Annotated in this window: 10 protein-coding genes; 3 read left to right on the top strand and 7 right to left on the bottom strand. The window is 69.3% G+C overall.

All coding sequences use genetic code 11. The features are described from left to right. Positions 1–117: 117 nt before the first annotated feature. Genes OG866_RS27585 through OG866_RS27600 form a run of 4 tightly spaced genes read right to left on the bottom strand, consistent with a single transcriptional unit; the run spans position 118 to position 11,898 of the window. Positions 118–1,977, bottom strand: coding sequence for a DUF1998 domain-containing protein (locus OG866_RS27585; RefSeq protein ID WP_329338740.1), 1,860 nt, complete (start codon positions 1,975–1,977; stop codon positions 118–120). After that, entirely contained in the window at positions 1,974–5,228 is a 3,255-nt protein-coding gene (locus tag OG866_RS27590) for a helicase-related protein (protein WP_329338742.1), read from the bottom strand. The genes OG866_RS27585 and OG866_RS27590 overlap by 4 nt, the downstream gene beginning before the upstream one ends. Next, positions 5,225–7,129 (bottom strand): UvrD-helicase domain-containing protein, encoded by a 1,905-nt coding sequence (locus OG866_RS27595; protein WP_329338744.1) that lies wholly within the window; start codon positions 7,127–7,129, stop codon positions 5,225–5,227. The genes OG866_RS27590 and OG866_RS27595 overlap by 4 nt, the downstream gene beginning before the upstream one ends. Beyond that, the gene (locus OG866_RS27600; RefSeq protein ID WP_329338747.1) at positions 7,126–11,898 is read right to left on the bottom strand and encodes a DEAD/DEAH box helicase; all 4,773 of its coding nucleotides are present in this window, start codon (positions 11,896–11,898) and stop codon (positions 7,126–7,128) included. Before OG866_RS27600 ends, OG866_RS27595 begins: the two co-directional genes overlap by 4 nt. A 760-nt stretch (positions 11,899–12,658) precedes the next feature. On the opposite strand from OG866_RS27600, the gene OG866_RS27605 reads away from it, so the two are divergent. Genes OG866_RS27605 through OG866_RS27615 form a run of 3 tightly spaced genes read left to right on the top strand, consistent with a single transcriptional unit; the run spans position 12,659 to position 16,717 of the window. Next, positions 12,659–14,842 (top strand): helix-turn-helix domain-containing protein, encoded by a 2,184-nt coding sequence (locus OG866_RS27605; protein ID WP_329338749.1) that lies wholly within the window; start codon positions 12,659–12,661, stop codon positions 14,840–14,842. 3 nt (positions 14,843–14,845) lie between these two features. Next, positions 14,846–15,835, top strand: a complete 990-nt coding sequence (locus OG866_RS27610; RefSeq protein WP_329338751.1) for a hypothetical protein — start codon at positions 14,846–14,848, stop codon at positions 15,833–15,835. Between the two features lie 3 nt (positions 15,836–15,838). Further along, positions 15,839–16,717, top strand: coding sequence for a DUF6339 family protein (locus OG866_RS27615; protein WP_329338753.1), 879 nt, complete (start codon positions 15,839–15,841; stop codon positions 16,715–16,717). 7 nt (positions 16,718–16,724) lie between these two features. On the opposite strand, the gene OG866_RS27620 is transcribed toward OG866_RS27615, so the two are convergent. The 3 genes from OG866_RS27620 to OG866_RS27630 are packed head-to-tail and all read right to left on the bottom strand — an operon-like array spanning position 16,725 to position 19,434. Further along, positions 16,725–18,029 carry a DNA cytosine methyltransferase gene (locus OG866_RS27620; protein WP_329338755.1) on the bottom strand — a complete coding sequence of 435 codons (1,305 nt, stop codon included), beginning with the start codon at positions 18,027–18,029 and terminating at the stop codon, positions 16,725–16,727. After that, positions 18,026–19,036, bottom strand: coding sequence for a DNA cytosine methyltransferase (locus tag OG866_RS27625; RefSeq protein WP_329338757.1), 1,011 nt, complete (start codon positions 19,034–19,036; stop codon positions 18,026–18,028). The genes OG866_RS27620 and OG866_RS27625 overlap by 4 nt, the downstream gene beginning before the upstream one ends. Further along, positions 19,033–19,434, bottom strand: coding sequence for a very short patch repair endonuclease (locus OG866_RS27630; protein ID WP_329338759.1), 402 nt, complete (start codon positions 19,432–19,434; stop codon positions 19,033–19,035). Before OG866_RS27630 ends, OG866_RS27625 begins: the two co-directional genes overlap by 4 nt. Positions 19,435–19,450 lie beyond the last annotated feature (16 nt).

Below are 19,450 nucleotides of genomic sequence, written 5' to 3' on the forward strand. Positions count from 1 at the left end.
TGGACCGTGCGCAGGCACCCTTCGAGAGGGGGGCCTATGAGGCGAGCGGCGAAAGGAGCGGGGACTGAAAGCGGAGCCGCAGCCCCTGCCTTCAGTCCCGACCTCGGAAAAGGGCTCCTATCGACCCAATACGTCTATGAAAAAGCCCACATGGGGATCCTCGGGTGTGCCGACGAGCAGGGCGCGGTCCAGGAGGATGTTGTTGTGCTCGCAGCTCGTCTCCGGGAGCATCACACAGGCGTGGCAGGCCGCCAGGTTCGTCCCGCCGGTGCCGGAGGCCTCGGATTCGACGCAGAGCGGGTCCGAGGAACACCACTCGGCACGGCGAACGGCCGAACGGATCGTCCGGTCGAGAAGGTCCGGTTCCCCCTGGGCGACGAGCCCGCCGAGACTGCCCGCCGAGTCGCTCGTCGCGGTGTAGACGAGCACGCCTGCCATGTCGTCGGCCGCGTACAGACGCTCGCGCAGTGCGGCGGCCGGGTAGCCGGCCTCCAGACTCCATTCGTTGATCAGGACATGGGCCAACGTGTGCAGCAGCACCATGCGGGGGGTGGCGGGCGAAGGGGGAACCCGACCTGGATCCGTCGCGCGCTGCTCCAGGACCCGCTGGTGCGCCGACCGCATGCGCTCGACCCGGGCCGCCACGGACACCGCCTTCTCCCAGGCATCGAGGCGCTCCTCGTCCAGGCGGAGGAACACCCCTTCGCCGCGCACCTCCATCGCCGGGAGCCACAGTGGCGGCGTGTCCGAGAGCAGAACCTCGTGGAGTTCCGTTGCCGAGTCCGGGTCGGCGAGCCGCGTGAACGCCTTGAGGGCACGCACCTCGCGGAGCTTCTTCACCAGCATCGGTCCCGATACGCCGAGAGGACGGAGCACGCTCGGGTCGCCCAAGGGTGTCTCGCAGATGAACTGCTCCTCGCGGGAGCGCTCGCGCTCGTCGTTGCCCGCGCGGAGTCGCTCGTACTCCTTGTTGCGCAGCGCCCGGTATCGGTGGTCGAAGGTGGGCTCGTCCTCACCGCTCGGGTCCTCTTCCCGTTCCGCGTCCAAAAGTGCCATCACCTCGTCGGCCGGGACCGGACTCTCGTCGCCGAAGAGGAACTTGAGGGCGCCCGGGACGTCCTCGCTTTTGAGTTCACGAAGTCTGGGCCAGTGCTCGGCGAGCGGATCGGCCCGTCCGTCGCTCCACGGCGGGATGGAGAGCGCCGACTTCAGCACTGGCTGCCACACGGCCGAGGAACCGCGCTGGAGCGTGCGCGGCGTCATGGCGCAGACCTGGGCGGGGGCGGTTGTACCGAGCCACGGGCGGGTGCCGCGGCAACGCAGGCCCAGATCCTTGAGTGCGCTCTTGCGGAACGAACCTTCCATGGAGACCTCGGGCACCCCACAGGTGCAGGACACGAGGATCGAGCGGAGCGAGGAACTGCGGCCGGAGGTGCGCATCTTGAGCGTCCCCCCGCACTGCGCAGCCGTCGTGGCGCCGCCACCCGAGGTGCGATGGACCCAGTGCCAGTACGGGAAATCGTCCAAGTGCCCGGCTTCGCAGGCGACCACGAAACGGGAGGGGACGAGGTCGGCCTCGCACGTTCCACAGACGCTCCGGCCTGCTGGCGGATTGAAGTCGCGGTGCCGACGCAGGTCGTTGCATTCGGGGCAGGAATGCATGAGAGGAAAACGCCGCACCCGGATGCCGTCCCTGCTGGTGTCCTCGGACGCGGGAGGCAGCCGGAAGTGCTGGACACCGAGGAGGCGCGCGAGTCGCTGCTCGTGGATACGGGGCGACTCGTCGCAGCTCCAGTGTTCGTCGGCTCCGTCCAGGCCGGAGACGATGAAGGATTCCTGGTCGACGGCGACCAGCGAACCGACGCCGTATGTGGTGATCGCCTGAGCTCGACGAACCGCACCGCGCCGCGGCAGGTTACGGGCGGGTGCGGCGCTGTCCGTGCCGGTCCGGCGGCGTCGTGCGGGGGGCGGGGTCATCGGGTTGCCTCCATGAACAGAGCGGACTCGGCGTCGACGTCGCGCAGGCTCCAGAGGGTCGGCCATGCCTCGGCGTCCTCGGATTCATCGTCGTACGACTTCAGGAGCGAGGGGGTGCGACTACGCCTGACGGGTTCGAAGAGCAGGCCGCCGTGTGTGTCGGCCTCGTCGCGCCACCAGTCGACGAACTCGTCGAAGGCCCGGCCCACCGCGTCGACCTCCTCACGGGTGACGGCTTGGACGCGGTTCAGAAGGATGGGCCGCACCTCCTCGCTGAGGAGGTGCGCGTAGGACTCGATCCGACCCGCGGAGTCGTTGGCGCGAGCGGCCGGGACGAGGATGCGGGCCAGCGCGACGATCACCGCGTGGAGGCCACGCTCCCGGGCGCGGGCGGAGAAGGGAGTGACTGAGGTGGATTCGACCTCGCGATAGAGGGCGGAATGGAAGTGCAGGAAGTTCTCGTAGTGGGAGCGGTCGCGGGATCGGGTCGCGTTGAGCATGACGGCGACCAGCCCCGGGTGGGCGCGGCCGACGCGGCTGGTGGCCTGGATGTACTCGGCGGTGGTCTGCGGTTGGCCCATGACGGCCATCAGGCCGAGCCGGTCCACGTCGACACCGACGGCGATCATGTTGGTGGCGAGGAGGACGTCCACGGCGTCCTCGTCGGGCAGCTTCTTCTCGATGCCCTTGAGACGGGTGGGGATCTCGCTGGCGTCGATCCGGCTGGTCAGCTCCGAGGGGTTAGCCACCTTGCGGACGGGTACGCCTTCGCGTTCGGCGAGCACTTCCAGGTACGCCACCACGTCGTCGTGGACCTGGAGTTCGGCCGCGGACAGCAGCCGGAGGCTGTTGAAATAGCCGACGAGGCTCCAGTACGCGTCGCGCACCTCGTCCTCGGTCCGGGCCTGCTTGGCCCGGTGCAGCAGGGTGGCGTACGTACGGATCAGGAGGGTGGACTGACTGGTGCCGGGGGCCAGGAGCCCGACGTAGCGGCGGCTCGCCTTCTCCTCGCGCGGGGTCTCCACGGCGAACCAGGAGTCCCGGGAGTCCAGGCCGGCGGGCGGGAACTGGCGGACTTCACGGGCGAAGAGGCGCAGGCCCTGGTGGGCGGCGCGCCGGATGGTCGCCGTGGAGGCGATCACCTTGGGGCGGTCGGCGAGAGCGTCCACCGCCGTCTCGTACAGGCCGGTGAGGGTGCCCAAGGGGCCCGAGATCAGATGGAGTTCGTCCTGCACGATCAGCTCTGGGGGCGGGGTGGGGTCGCTCGGGTCGTCGCGGTTGAAGAGCGCGGCGGTGGCCGGACGCCAGGGCATCGAGGCGAACTTGTCGACGGTGGCGATCACCAGCGTGGGCCGGGCGTCGTACACGGCCTCGTCGATCAGATGGACCGGCAGGCCGTCGGCGAAGGCGCAATCGGTGCCGGGGCAGCGGACGTGCATGCGCTTGGCGTCCTCGTCCACCTCGTAGGCGCGGGCGTCGAGGCGGGTGCCGCACCAGGGGCAGGCATGGAGCTGGACGGGGTTCTCGGTGGCGAGGCGCTTGTCCAGATCGCCGCGGAGCTCGGCGAGCCTCCTCGCGGCCTCCACAAGGGTGTTGGGGGTCGCCGAGCGGCCCACCCACATGCCGATGGAGAACCCCTCGTGCCCCAATTCGGGCCTGGCACGTCGCATGTGCTCCATGGCGCAGATCAGGATCGCGGCCCGCTCGAACTGCTGGAGCGTGAGCAGCCGGAGCGTGTAGCGCATGAGCACGGTGACACCGCCACCGCTCTCCTTCCTGCGGATGCGGCGCAGGAACGAGGTGAGGGCGATCAGACCGAGGTACGCCTCCGTCTTGCCACCACCGGTGGGGAACCAGAGCAGGTCGGAGATGCCCCGGTCTTCGTGCTCGGGGTCGTCGATGCCGGCCAGGCAGAGCAGCACGAACGCGATCTGGAAGGGACGCCAGCGACCCGCGGTCGGGTCCGGACAGCCGATTCGACCACCCTTCACCCACGCGCTACGGGCGCGCTGGTCGGCCATCGCGTGGTTGGCCAGCCGGAACGCCCGCATCAGGTCGGGCTTTGCCGCGAGGAGTTCGATGCCCTCGCGGACACGGCCGAGCGCCTCGCGGCACGCCTCCACCTGGTTCCGTGCCGGCGTCTCGTGCGGGCCGCCGGTCAGCGCCTCGGCCTCGATCTCCTTGCGGTCGATCCAGCGTTCGTATCCCAGGGCGAGTTCCCGCAGAGCGGCCAGGACCTCGGCGTCGCCCCGCTCCGCCAGGCCGAGCATGGACAGCGCCGAGCTGTCGATCTCCGGGTTGGAGTCGGTGAGCAACACCTCCACCGTGGGCACGAACTCACTGCGCACCTCGGGGACGGCGGGGACGACGGTGTCGGTCACGCCGATCGGCGGCGGCGTCCAGTCCCACTCGGCGGCGCAGCCGTGGCCGACGGCGAAGGTGGGGGCATGGCGGTGCAGCAGACGGCTGGTCGCGACCTCGTCGTCATGGGAGGCAGCCGGGGCGGGACGTTCGACGAACGCGGTGGAGCCGTTGGCGGCGCGGACTGTGAGGCCACACTGGAACAGGGAGAAGGCGTCCTGGAGCTCCCGCTCGCCGACGCGATGGGTGTTCACCAGGGTGACCGTGACCGTGACCGTCCCGGTTGTCGGGTTGTGGCGCCTGACGTTGACACGCAGGGCGGCACCGCCCCCGAGCTCGACCCTCTTGTCGGGATCGGGAGTCGTCACGTCGACCGTGACGTCCGGAAGGGCCAACTGCTCGCGCCGCCAATGCTCCCGCTGGTCGGAGACGGTGCGGGCCTCGGCGCGGCGGGCCGGGATCGGCCTGCCGTCGGCGTCGGTGGGCCTGTAGACGGCGGCACATGCCGAGATCACGACCGCCTCGCTCTCGGCCGGGGCGACCGCGAAGGTGAGGCCCATCGACGAGGGTCGGCGGGATCCCGCGGCACCCAGCTCCTGAGCGGTGCCGGACTCCTCGATGTTGTCACGGGTCCGCTGCGGGGCGATGTCCAGACCGTCCTGCTCGTCGTCATCCGCGCGGAGCTGCTCCGCCGCCGCCGCGTTCGCCGCACGCGGATAGAGGACGCCGGTCAGGTAGCGGTCGATCGGCGCGTCCTGCGTCAGGACCTCCTCCCGGTCTTCCGGCGTGGCGTCCGGAGCGGGGCCGAGGAGCTCGCGGCGGAGTCCCACCAGGAGCTCCTCGTCCCGGACCCGGTAGTGCTCGGCGTGCCGGCCTGCTCCCTGCGTCATGCGCTCTGCTCCTCGTCGTTGTCAGCCCGTCGATACTTTCCGATGCCGCCGATGCGGGGGACGATCCATACACCTCGGTCGCCGAGGCCGGCGTTGACGCCGGAGGCGGCGCTGCCCGACGCGGTCTCGAGGACGTCGACGCGCAGCCCGTGCACCTCGTCGGGCCACCACGGGTCCCATGCCTGGTTCACCTGCTGCACCTGGAACAGCCCCTCACGGAAGTGCTCCGAGGCCTCGCCGATCTCCCGCCCGTCGTGCGTCAGGGCGTACGGCGGGCTCTGGGACTCACCCTTCGGCAGATCGTGGCGTTTGCGCAGCACGACTTCGTCGCCCGGGCGGACGTGTTCCAGGAGATACGCCTGGGTCGCCATCGCATCGGTCTCGTGCCCTGGCGGGTTGTCCCGGCAGACGTCCCCCGCTTCGGCGACGATCCCGAAACGGTCCCACCCCCGCCAACCACCGATGTACCGGCGGCCGTTCCTCCTGTGGCCCACCCTCTTGACGATCGGCAGCTCGGGGGGACTCGCGTGGTAGAGGTCCTGGCGGACGCGGGTCATCGCCACGTACAGGGCGCGAACCTCGGCGGGGAGGTCCAACTTCTCCTTGTACTGCTTGCGGAGCTCGGCGATGGTCGGCGGGGTCAGGACGATCACCCGGTCGAACTCAAGGCCCTTGGCCCGGTGCACGGTGGAGACGACGATCCGCCCGGTCTCGGGATCGGCCGCCTCGTCGGGGAACCTGCCGTCGGCGACCAGGCGGCGCAGCCGCTCCAGATCGAGCACACCGCGTCCGGTCGAACGGGTCGCCCGCCGCAGCACCGTCCACAGGGCGCTTGCGTTCGGCTCGAACGGCAGAGGGATCTTCGAGAGCAAGGAGCGGAACCGGTCCTCGGTGAGGCCGGTCGCCTCGGTGCGGCGCAACAGCTCGGCCACCCAGTACGGCACGGGCCGCTCTTCGAGGGGGCGCCGCAACTGGTGCTCGACACCTTGCTCGTGGAGCAGCCCGGAGACCACCAGTGCCTGCCGGTTGTCGCGGGAGAGGATCGCGCAGGTGTCGGTGAGGTTCCGCAAGCCGTCCAGAGCGAACGGGTCGGTGAGATCGCCCGCCCCGTTCGCCGGATCCAGGAGGAGGTCGCGAAGCTCCGTGTAGAGGGTGGCCGCCTCGCCCGCGTCGCCGACCCGCTGGAGCCGGGGACCGTGTGTGAGCGCGATCCGAGCCTCGGCGGTGGTGGCCCGGAAGTTCTCGGTGAGGTGCAGCTCCACCAGGTCGTCGGGATACGAGCAGCGCAGCCAGTCGAAGAACCGGCCGGTCTCGTCGGCGCGCTCCGCGGGGTCGTCGATCTGGAAGCCGTAGACGGACTGTGCCGCGTCGCCGACGACGGTGAAGCCGCAGCTGTCCTGGTACCGGTCAAGCAGGGCCTCGACCAGTTCCCGTCGCCTGCCCAGCAGGTCCTGGACCTCGTCGATCACGACGTGAGCGGGCGGCACGGCGTCGCCCGCCTCCAGGGCCCCCTTCTCGACTGCTCCGGCGGCCGCGGTGATCCGCTCGTCGAAGCCGGCCGCATCCCACTGGCCGTCCGGGTACGCCTGGATGAGCACCCCGTACGCCCAGGCGTCGAACGTCTGGGCCCGCACACGGCGGGCCCGCTCCCCGTGCCGCGCGATGCGCTCACGCAGCTCCCGGGCGGCGGCCCGGGAGAAGGTGAGCACGAGGATCTCTGCGGCCTCCAGCGCCTCGTCGGGGTCCTCGTGCCCGCACAGCGCGTCGAGTCGGCGCACCAACGTGTGCGTCTTTCCCGCCCCCGCCCCGGCGGTGACCAGGACACGCGCGTCCCAGGGCTGCTCGACCACCGCCCGCTGTTCCTCGGTGAGCGGAGGACTGTCGAGGTAGGCGTCGGTCACGTACGGCTCCAGAGGTGCTCGAACTGGGTGAAGGCGAGCTGGGTGTCGAAGTTGGCGATGTTGTCGCTGACGTTGAGGATCAGGCAGGTGTCCTTGCCGCCGTTTCGTGGCCCGCGCAACCCTCGACCGATCATCTGCTGGTACACGTTGGTGCTGTAGACCGGCCTGGCCACGACCACGGCACGAGTGGCCGGCGCGTCGAATCCCTGGGTGAGCACACCGTAGTTGGTGAGCACGCGAATGCGTCCGTTTCGGAACTTCTCGATGCGTGTACGGCGATCCTGTGGACTCGTCGTGGAGTCCACCGCGGCGGACGGGACACCGCTGTCGTTCAGCATGGCCGCCAGGTACTTGGCGTGGTCGACGGAGGTGGCGAACAACAACGTCGGCCAGTCACGCGGCAGTTCGGCCACCGAATCCACGATGCGGCGGCTGCGCGTGTGGTCGTCTGCGAGCCGCTGCTCGGCGGCGCGGGAGAGCATCGCCATACGGTCGGCGTGGGTCTTCTCCTCCTGTGTCAGCTCGATCCGGCCCCCCTCCAGGGTGCGGTGCTCGACCTGGGCGAGCATGCCCCAGTCCTGGAGGTCGCGGTACGGGTCGCCCGACGGGAAGACGCCCTGGTCGAGCCGCCTGTTGCCGAACCGGTTGACCAGACGGCGGGTCTCGTCCTCGTTGGTGTTGCGGAACGGGGTGGCGGTGAGGCCCAGCAGATGCCGACCGGTCTCGTACTGGGTGAGTCCCAACTGGCTCAGGATCTCGGTGTACCGCTTGGAGATCGCGGTGTGCGCCTCGTCCACGATCACCAGCGCGGCCCGCCGCAGCCAGGCGTACTGGTCGATGCCCAGGCACCGTTCCAGCTTGGCGTCGGTGGCGACCACCAGGTGGGGATGCTCGACGACGTCTCCGACCTCGTTGCTGCTCCAGAGCCTGCTGATGGCGAGGGGGCGCTCAGCGCCGACCTTGTTCCAGACGAACTTCCAGCTCTGCACCGCCTGTTCGCACAGTTCCTCGGTCTGCGCGATCCACAGCACCGGGCCCTTGAGATCACCGATCCGCTTGACCCAGCGGATCACGGCCTCGGCGGTGACCCGGGTCTTGCCCGCGCCGGTGGGCAGGGACAGCATGCCGCGTTGGGGAGCGAGCCGATCGAGCATGGTGGAGATGTTCCGGACCAGGTCCTCCTGGTAGCCATGGAGGCTCGGGAAGTCCCGCGGGCCCTCTACGGTCTCGACCGGCGGCGGGGACGGAGTCCTCGAACCGGCGAACGCAACGGGCAGCCTCAGGTCCGAGACGAAGGCGATCGCGGCCGAAGACCCCGTGTACGAGACAGGCGCGTTGGGGAAGCGGGCCTGGATGTCCCGGGCGTGCTGCTGGAGTACGCCGTCGCCGTGCGCGTTGAACGCCATCTGCGCGATCCGACGCCCCGACGGCTCCACACCGTCGGCCGTCTGCAACTCGGCTTCCATCAGTCCTTCGGGGAGCCCGGCCCGGAGAGCGTCGGCACCGATAAGCAACTCGACCTTGGCCACCACGTCCTCGGCCTCGCGCACCGCCTGCTGGGCCGCCCTCAGCGCGCTGTCGCGGGCCATGCGGTCCTGGTGCTCCAGCACGGCGCGGCAGCCGGCCGCGCCGAGCCCGAGGCCGAGCTCACGGTCGATCAGCCGCAGCATCGGCTCGGGCTCCAGAGGCACCCGGACCTTCACCGTGCCGTCCTGGCGCACAGCCTCCAGGGGGGAGGCGTGCGTGCCGTTGGGCGTGCGTGTGACCTCCTCCAGCTCGGTGCACCGCTGCACCGTGCTGTTCCGGTTGCCGCTGTTCAGACGCTGACGCAGGGCGGGGAACAGCTCGACCAGAGGTACGGGGTCGCCCTCCGGCACCTCACGGGTCTCCCGGCTGATCACGTCGGTGTAGCGGAGCATGCCCCACTTCTCGACCATCAGCTCGGCGTCGCCGGCGGTCGGCACGAGCAGCGCCGGGAGCTGTTCGGTGCGGAGCGCTCGGTACTCGGCGGCGCCGACGGCCAGGGTGATCTGGTCGTCGGGACGGGTGCCCCACGTGTCGCCGATCCGACAGCGGGTCAGGGAGTCCTCGGGGAAGTCTGCGCCGAAGCGCGTCAGCATCACGTAGGTGGCACCGACGAAGGAGTCGTCCTCGCTGCGGGAGACCTCGTCGAGGAGCGCGTCCCAGCGGCCGGCGGGAACCTCGTCGACGGTGGTCGGGAGCCGCAGCTTGCGGGCCTTCTCGGGCGAGAGGTCCGCGACGGGCAACACGTCGCGGTAGGAGGCGAGTTGGGGGCCGACTGCTTCCCGGAGCGGCTTGATCCCCTGGGACGTGGCGACCGTGCCGTACTTCCGCAGCATCCAGCGGATCGGCGACTCGACCGCCTGCCGGGTACTGGTCTGGGCCCCGACCTGGCGGGTCCAGTTGTCCACCACGGCCTCGTCCGGAAGTGCCTTCAGGAAGGCGGCGCGGGACTTCTCGGAGAGGGCGCGGAAGAGGTGCAGCGGGCCACCGATCGCGGCACCCTCGATCTTCATCCGGCTCAGCGAGGGACGGGGGGCACGACTGTCCAGAGTGCGGAGGTAGGAGGCGTGGACGGCTTCTCGGTACTCCTCGAACCAGGGTTCGTCAGAGCTGGGCCGCACGCCGGAGGCTGGCTGTTCCCGCAGACCGACCTGGGCGAAGAAGGGCGTGTCGTCGGAGTGGAACCGCATGTCGACGGCGACGCTCGGGTCGCGCTCAGCATCGACGACGGCACCCGGCAGCATGCAGTCCTCGACCGGCCGGAACCTGCCGTCGGCGGTCCGCACCCGCAGTGTGCAGCGCGGCGCAGGCACCCGTTCCAGGACCCTGTGCGCCAGCCTGCGGACACCGGCCTGACGGAACAGCTCCCAGAACCGCTCCCAGTCCGATTGGCTGTAGTGGTCGAAGCCCTGATCGAGAACGCTGTCGAACCGGCCCTCGACGTCGGCCTCCCGGATGCCCAGGACGTCGAGCGCGTGCGCCAGGGAGGGGTCGTGGGCGAGCGCGTCGACCACGTACACCAGGGACTCGCGCAGTCCGCCCTGGTCGGTGCGGCGGTACACCTTGCCGTGTACGGGGGCCACGAGGCCGTGTTCCTCGGTGAGGACGATGTGGGCCTTGCGAGCCTCCGCGACGAACGGGGAACGGATCTCGACCATGTCGGCGAGGATGCGGATCGCCGTCGCTGAGGCGTCGGCGGTGCCGCTTGCGACGAGGGCCTCCAACCAGTCGCGGACGTCCGCTCGTTCGTGCTTGGCCGCGCCGAGGATGTGCACGACCTTGCCGGAGCGCAGCGAATCCGCTTCGGCGCTCGGGTGTAGCCAGTCGGACGGGCGGTCCGGGCACTCGTGCCACCAACGGAGCCAACGAATCAGGGACTTCGACTCGGCCTTCGGGTCCTTGGGGCGCGGGTGCACCCGCAGCTCGGTCGGCGTGCGCAGCACGCCGTTCTGGTCGGGGAGTGAGGGATGGACAGCGGCGCGCTTCCAGATCTCGTCCGTCAGGAACTCGTCCGCCCAACTGATCGCCTCCTTGACGCGGCCGGGCAGCAGCGGGAGGTGGGCGGCCGGGTCCTCGACGGGTGCCAAGGCCGGGAGCGAGTCGACGACCAACTGCGCGGCGGCCCGGATCATCTCCTGGTTGAACGGGGAGGAGTCCAGGAGGTTCTGCCGGTCCTCGTTCGTCTTCCAGGCACCGTTGAGGATGCCGCTCAGCGACATCTCGTACTTGGTCGGGAAGAAGGACCAGAACTTGCCGCGACCGCGGGACCGGGAGCTGACATGGAGACCGCTCTCCGAGTCCTTCTCCAGGGCGGGGACGGCCCAGGCGAGGTCGAGGGAGAGCCGGTCGTGGAGTTCACCTGCGTCCGCTCGTGCGGCCGGGCCGGGCTCGTGGCTGGCCCTGAAGACCCGCCACCGTTCCGTGGCGACGGCCTTCCCGGTCCGTTCCTCGACCACGGTACGCACATCGCCGGCCTGTTTGGTGGTCAGAGTCCGACGGGCCACGGGCCGGGGCCGGCGGTCCTCCAGTACGACCTTGGCGACGTGCGGCGAGAAGAGCTGGAAGCCGACCGGGAACTCCTCGCGGGGCTCGCCGTGATCCTTGCCCCGACCACCGTGCATGTCCCGGCCCAGCCGGACGTCGGCCTTCGGGAGCAGAGGCAGACGGACCACGGTCGTCGCCCAGGCCAGCAACTCGTCGAGGACGGGGTCGGCCGCACACTCGGTCTCCACGTCGAGAGGGCGGGCCATCCGCAGGACGGGCGCGTCGAAGTCCGGGCCGTAGCGTGCCGTCACCCCGGGCACGGCCTTGATCTGCGCATACGACCAGGCACGGTCGAATCCGAAACTCCCGGTGCGGCTGAAGAATTCCGGGGCGTCGGTCACGACGAGGACGGATTTCACGCCCACCCCGAATCGCCCTATCTGGCCTCCGCGCTTCTTGGACATGCTCATCCGGAGAATTGTCTCGGCGCCTTCCGGGGTCACCGGAGTTCCTTCGTTCGCGCAGTACAGATGCGTTTCGGTGAGGACGGCGTGCACCCGGCCTCCTGGTTCGTCGGCGATCTCGTCGGCGGCGTTCTGGACGAGTTCGAAAAGCTGGCGGTCTCCGTATCCGCCCTGAGTGATGCGGCGCTCGCCATTTGCGTGCTCGGCCACGAGGCCGGGGTCCACGGCATATGTCTGCAGGACGCGGGAGGACTGTTCGAGAACGGTTTGGATCACCGGAGAGGACGAAGACGACACAGCTTCTGTGCTCCTGGGTATCAAAGGTCCGGACGAAAGCGTGATGGGGCGGGCCGACTGCCGGCTTCGCGCAAGCCGGCCCGTGTCGCGGGAGCGCCGATGCTCGGGCGTGCCCGGTCTTCGGTCAGGTCGTGGTCCTGGAGAACCCGAGAACCCCCTCCATCTCGACCTTGCTCCGTGCCGCCTGAACGGCCAACTCAAATGCGATCAAATCCCGTGATGAATGCAAGAAGTCGCAGTCCTGCCCATCCATGAATTGGTTCACCCCTGTCACTTCGTGTTTTTGGAATCGCGCAGGGGTGTATTCGGATATGGATACACGGCCCCCGTGGAGCAAATGACAAGGAGCGAATGATCGGTCGAAACCGGAAAGAGATTCTTTTCCCGATGGTCACGCTACCGGGTGATTTTCTGATGGCGCCAGTCGTGTCGCGGAAATATTTCTTTAGCGGCGCCCAGGGCTGATTTTGGACACACTTCCTCCTCGGCCGCCCGGTCCTCCCTTTCGGGTTTCACGAGCGAGACGGATTCGCCATCCTCAAGCTATCGGCGATAGCCCCGATGCTCAACCCTGAACTTCCGTTCGGGTGTGGGGAGTTGACCGCTCCACCCTTCGGGAAGATGGGTGAAGCGGGCCACATTAGGACCTTTTGGGCAAGTTGGGCATGAGCCTGTAGAGGTGCAGGGCTGCCGGTCCGATCAACTTTTGGTTGACGTGCGCGAGTGTGTCAAATTAGCCTCCTGGCAGCATGCGACGCGCATGCGACTCCTAGGGAAGAACGGGTGGCGCGTGGAGACAGGCGAGGAGTTCGGGCCTTGGTTGGCTCGACAGCTCAAGCTGTCAGGAAAGAACCAGGCCGAACTGGCCGAGGAGCTAGGACTCACGCGTGCCGCCGTCTCCGCGTGGATCACCGGAAGGTCGACCCCTCGCCCGACCGTCATGATCGACATCGCCAAGGCGCTCGGCACGGACCTCGGCACGGTGCACACCCGCACCACCGACACCCAGGCCGGCCTCCCGCTCACCTGGTACCACCGCGCCGGTTATCCCGACGGTGGCCGTGACCTGGGCAATGCCGCAGCCTTCGCCTTCGACGCGGACGTCCAGGTGCTCGCTCGCGAGACGTGCCAGAACAGCCTCGACGAACGGCTGACGGACAACGGGCGCCCGGTCCGCGTTCGCTACACGCTGCACGAGCTGACCGGCAAGGCCCTGGACGACTTCCGCGACGCGATCCTCTGGAACGAGCTCTTCCCGCACTACTCCGCCGTCTCCGAGACAGCCGCCAACCAGAAGGTCGGCCGGGTCGTGGACGCCGGGGTACGCGACATGTACGAGAAGGGTCGCCTGGTCCTGCTGCGGGTCGACGACTACAACGCCTCCGGGCTCACCGGTGACGACTACGCGGACGGAAAGTTCGCCGCCGTGGTCAGGCGCCAGCTGGAGAGTCTCAAGTCCGGGCGCGACGCGGGCGGTTCCTACGGCCTGGGCAAGGCGACACTGTGGGCCACCAGTGCCCTCGGGCTCGTACTCATCAACTCCACTTTGTCCCAGCCGCACGAGGGGCGCACAGAGCGCCGACTCATCGGCCGTCTCGAACTGCCGTGGCGAGAGGTCGACGGCAAGCCGTGGGCAGGGCCCGCCTGGTTCGGGCGCCCCGACCCCGACTCGCCCGGCGCGGACGTCGCCCGCTCCTGGTGGGCGGATGAGGAGACGGTGGCCCGTCTGCACCTGACACGGGAGAACGACGAACCCGGTACCTCCTTCCTCATCGTGGGCGCGCACGACGTGGCAAGCCTCGACGAGAAGTCGTCCGACATCGACGACGAGGCCCTCGACGCGGAGGAGGAGGGCACCCGGGACACGCGTGACATCCGCAGGATGCACCGGCGTCTGGTCAGGGCGCTGGGCCGGGACTTCTGGGCCGCGATGACCGGTGGAGGGGGCCAACTGCCCCGCCTGGAGGTCTTCGTGCGTGCCGTGCGCAACGACGGCGAGGTGGTCGTGGCCGAGGAGCAGGTGGATCCGTCCGTCGAGCAACCCTCTCGGAGCCGCGCCCTGCGGGCGTACTACGAGGGTGCCACCGTGGATCGGCTCACCGAGGCCGGACAGGTGGTGGCACGGAACGTTCCGTTGAAGCTGCCACTGCGCGGCGGCGCTGCGGGGACCCACGGAACGCACCAAGCGGTACTGCTGGTCACCGAAGCGGACAGCGACGCGGACACACCGAAGAACCAGGTGCACTCACTGCGCGGCAACCGCATGACCGTCAAGAAGGCCACGGTTCCGAACTTGCCGCCCGGGACCAACCCCTTCCAAGCTGTTCTCCTGGTGGGGGAGGCGGCCGGTCAGTCCGCCCCCTTCGCGGACGAGGCCGAGGAGTTCCTGCGGGCCGCGGAACCACCCGAGCACGACCGCTGGGGGCAGACCGAGGAGTTGACCCTGCGCTGGTCGCCCTCCGCGTACCGGCGGATCAACATGCTGACCACCGAGGTCAACGCCGCCGTCAAGGAACTCGTCGCACGGCGGAAGCCCGGCGCCCGCGAAGGAAGCGAGGCACTGCGCAAGGCTTTGACCGTGAAGCCACGGCCCAAGGCCAAGGCGCCCGCCGGACCGGTCGTCCCGGTGCTGGACGGCCTCGACGCGACGATCGGCGACAAGGGGGAGTGGCGGATCAGCGCCGAGGTGAGCATCCCGAAGGGCGACGAGATCGTCCCGATGGTTCCGGTCGCCCAGCTGGACGTCCGCTCCGGAGGCCGCCCGAAACTGGACTGGGCGGAACTCGTGGCCGTCGAGGGCTGCGAGGTGGAGAACGGGGTCCTGCGCTTCACCCCCGGTGCTCGGCGAGCGCGCTTCCAGGGATCCACCGACGTCACGAGCCACCCGGTCAGGACCGCCCTCACGCGTCTCGTCGTCGAACTCCGTGCCGGAAAAGGGGAGTGACGCGTGAAGATCTACCCGTACAAGCGACTCAACCGGCCGATCACGCTCCGGGTGACCTCGGTCTCCCTCCACCTTCCAGACGGCACCCGCGACCATCTGGAGACCACTGCGTACTCGACCCAACAGCAGGCCGTGGCGCTCGGCATCGCGGGTCACAGCGACTGGGTGAGTGCCACGATCGGCCTGTCCGCGACGCTGCCGCCCGGGGCGAACGCGTCGGACGCGGCCTGGTCCGACCTCTGCGTCCTCGCCGTACTGACGGACGGTGAAACCAACGTTCGTACCTCCGTGGCCCTCACGCGCGACGCGGACGGCGGTCTGGACTGGTCGGGCTCGCTGAGGGTGCTCCGCGACGACCACTTGGGGCGGGCCTCCCTCGCCGTGCATGCCGTCGGGACCGTCGACGGCGTGGCAGGACGGTCGATCGCCGAGACCGATCGGAGCTGGATCATCGACACGATGTCCGACGAGCCGGTACGTGGCCTGCAACTGGACGTCCAGAAAGCCTCGTTCAAGCAGAGCTCCCGGGAGCTGTTGCGTGCCTGCGCCGACGCTCCCTGGATCGTGGACGCCTCGGCCCGCGTCCCCACGGTGTTCGTGAATACGGACGTCGAAGGGGTCGTCGGCCTGCTGGACAGCAACGGCTCCGGTGTTGACAGCAGGGTGCGTGACCTCCTGGTCGCCCAGATGGCCACCGACGTCTGGACCGCGGTGTTCCACAGCGCCATCGGCGACCTGGAGGTGGAACCCGGCGGCGGCCCGGTCTTCCCGACCGACTGGCAGGGCGAGGTGTTGCGGGAGATGCTTCCGGACGTCGTCCCCGGCGTGCACGTCGAGGAGGCGCTGAGGCGGGTGCATCGCCGACGCACGGGGGAATCGGGCTGGGTGGAGCTCCAGACCCGCATCCACTACGCGGCCGTCCGCCGTACCGATGCCGGCAGGGCCCTCGCCTATGTCATCCGCGGTCTGGAAAAGACGAACCCGGGAGAGTGAGACGTGATCACCGCACCGAACCATGTGCCAGAGCGCCTAGCGCTGCTCCCCGCCTCAGCCGTCGATCCGTTTCTCACGGAGTCGCTGCTCAAAGGTGAGGAGGTGCACGGCGGCATCGATCTCGCCAAGGTCGTCGAGGCCCTTCCCGAGGACGACGCCAGGTGGTGGGTCGAACCGATCCGAAGCCTGGTGGAGGACGCGATGTTCGAGTTCCGCGCGGACCGGACCCGGGCGGACGCGTGGCTCGCGCCGAGGCTCCACGCCACTCTGCGTCTGACGCGACGAGAGGCGGCGGACAAGCGGTTGTGGAACCACCTGGCCATGGCGGTGGCGCCGGATTACGTCGCATGGCGTCATCTGTCGGAGCCGACCACGAGCAGGCCGGAACGGCGCATCGCGGCGGAGCGCTTCCGGGGCCCCGCGGACCGGCAGTGCTTCTCGCGCCTGTGGTGGGCGGCTGAGCTGTTCCGGAACGGTCAGGACTACGAGCCGGTCGAGGCCGCGTGCGGAAACCAAGACCTCATTCACACCGTTCTGCGGATGGAGCTGATCGACCACCGCCCCACCGCCCAGGCACTCGTCCGCCTCCTGAAGAGCGGGCAGGTCACTACGGGGCGGGAGATCTTCGGCCTCAGCGTCGCGATCAACGCGGCCGGTGCGACGCTCGTCTACGACGTCCTCGCACCGGACGAGCACAAGGACCCCACCCGTCTGCGGGACTGGATCGCCGAGGCCGGATCGGCACAGCCGGTCGGCCGCCACGAACTCCCGCAGGGCCCCGACGAGGAGCCGGTCCCCGAGGAGTCCGTGGCCAGGCTGACCGAGTACTTCACGGACCTCTTCGAGACCGCGCCGGTCCGGGGAAGGAAGAGCGTGGACTGACCGACGCCTACTTCGTCTTCTTCGTCTCCGAGGAACGGACCGGCGCCTGATCCTGGGGACGCGGGCACCTGGCGGTGCACTCGTACGCGTCCCCACAGCCATGGTTGCGCAGCTTGGCCCGCTGCTCCTCCGTGGTCGGCCGCCAGGGCTCGCCCATCACATCCGGGTCCGGCGCGGGCAGGCCGAGCGCCGCACTCAACAGGTGCGCGCCGAACAGGGGCGGTACGGCATTGCCCACCTGCTGGGCTCGGGCCGTACCCGACCAGGGATAGCCCGGCGGGAAGCTCTGCAGCATCCCCGCCTCATCCATGCTGAACCGCGGCCCCTCGTAGACGACGGTGCTCTCGTGGAAGTGCTCGAAGACCACGAAGCGGGAGATACGGCCGGTGACGGTGGTGGCAGGTTGCCGGTCAGTCCGCACCCCGCGCCGCCCGGGGATCCCGGAGCTGCCGTAGTTCGAGCGGACCAGGAAGGGAGTTCTCCGCCCGTGAGGGGCGAGTGTCTCACCCATCGACCTCCAGGGGAGGAGACCGTCCTCAGTCCGGGCCTCGGATTCCGGTACGGCCGCGTCGTAGAGCGTCGGTTGACGAGCCTCGGCCTGCCGGCGGTTCCATTCCTTCGGGTCGTAGGCACGGTGGGTGGCTTCAGGGAGCGAGGGTTGGCCGAGCCCTGCGCGCCGAGCGATCAGCACTGCGCGGGAACGCGTCTGCGGCACCCCGTAGGTCTCGGTGTTGAGGACATCCACGACGACCTCGTACTTGGTGCCGTCGGGAAGACCCGTCTCCTTCAGCACCTCGGCGTAATGCTCCCAGAGCGCCGCCACGGCAGGGACCTGTTCCAGGACGATGACGTCGTACGGCCGGTTCTCCCGGTTCGGACTCCTGGTGGCCTGGATCGCGTAGCGAAGTGGTTCGAGAACCATCGCTGTGCGTGGATCGCTGAGCTTCTCCAGATCCTTGTCGATCTGCTCTTCCGCCATCAGGCGCTTGATGTAGTCCTTGACCTCGCTAAGGGCCTTGCGGCCCGCGCCCTTGCCGGCCACGGAGTACGTCTGGCACGGAGGGCCGCCGGCCAGCACGTTGATCTCCGGCGGCAGCGACTCGAAGGCATCCCTGCGCACGGCGCTCACATCGGCGTGAAGGGTGTCCAGTCCGGCCGCGTAGCGCGTCAGACATGCGCTTTTGTCCCACTCGATGCCGAGGCTCGGGATGCCGAGCGCCCGTCCGGCGACGTCCAGCCCTCCGGGGCCCGCGAAAAGATCTAGAACGAAGGGCTCGTCTAGGACGGACTGGTGGGGCGCCGTGCTGGTCATGTGGCGGAAGTGTAGCCGGCTTCGAAGATCGTCGGAGCCGCGACCAGCGCCTCGGCGATCGCCCGCCCCAGCGCCTCCCCGACGGGCGGCGGCGTAGCGTGGCCGACCTGGCGGTACCGGGCGGTCTTGCGTCCGGAGATGTCCCACGATCCGGGGAATCCCTGTAACAGCGCCGCCTGCTCGATCGTGATCTTCACCATGTTGTCTCTGCCTAGTTCGGGATCCCACACGAAGTCGGGGCCGGGAATCCGGTCGCCCACCGTGTGCGCGTTCACGCCCATGGTCGCCCACTTCCGCTTTGCCCCGGTAGGTCCGAGATCGGCGCCGCCCCGGTTCTTCGACCCGCCGACCAGGGTCGGAGCCGGCTGATCGGCCTGGGCTGCCCAGCGGGCGGCGTCCCGCCAACCCCGAGAGGCCATGGACGGCCCCAGAACGGCACCCACTGTGCTCGGGTTCGACACCGTGGGCGCCGGCGGTCGGAACGACGTGGCCCACCGCCGCTCGATCGCCACCAGGACGCCCTGCTTGCGGTTCTGGGCCACCCCGAAATCGGCGGCGTTCACGACGAACCAGCTGAACTCGTAACCCAGGTGCGCCAGTTCGGCCCGCGCAAGATCACGGAACCCCTGGTACTCGTCCGCGTGAGCGAGCCCGGGAACGTTCTCGATGAGCACCGCCCGAGGCCTGATCGCATGGGCGAGATAGACCGTGGCCTCCAGCAGCCGCTCCTCCGCACCGGAGTCGGTGCGCTTGACGGTCGCACTCGACTTCACCCGCGGCGGACTGGCCGCCAGGAGATCCACGTCGTGGCTCACGGGGTGCTCGGCCGGGTCGAAGTCCATCAGGTCGGTGCGCAGGACGTTCCACCGCGGCCGGTTGGCCCGCAACGTGTCGACGGCGTCCGCGTCGTCGTCCAGCAGCAGACGCGGCTCGAACCCCGCCCGCTCCAGCCCCAGGGCCAGCCCACCCGCCCCGGAGCACACGTCCACGAAGGTCAGCGCACTCATTTCCTTCTCCCCCCGGCCTGTTTCGCCCGACGCTGCTCCACCGCCGCCGCCACGCGCACGGCCACGTCCTCGGGAGCCTCGTGCTCCCAGAATCGCAGCACCGTCCAGCCCTCCGCGGTCAGATGCTCGGTAGTCTCCCTGTCGCGTGCCATGTTCCGGTCCAGCTTCTCGCGCCACCACTCTGCGTTGGCCTTCGGATGCGTCGCGTGCTGCGGACATCCGTGCCAGAAGCACCCGTCGATCAGGACCGCCACCTTCACCCCAGGGAACGCCACATCGATCCGGCGCCGAGCCATGCCCGGCACCCGGTACTCCACGCGGTAGCGGAGGCCGGCCGCGTGGAGCAGGCGGCGTACCGCCAGCTCCGCCGCGGTGTTCTTGCTGAGCTGCCGGGACATGCGTGCGGAGACGCCG

The organism is Streptomyces sp. NBC_00663, from assembly GCF_036226885.1.
Taxonomy (GTDB): domain Bacteria; phylum Actinomycetota; class Actinomycetes; order Streptomycetales; family Streptomycetaceae; genus Streptomyces.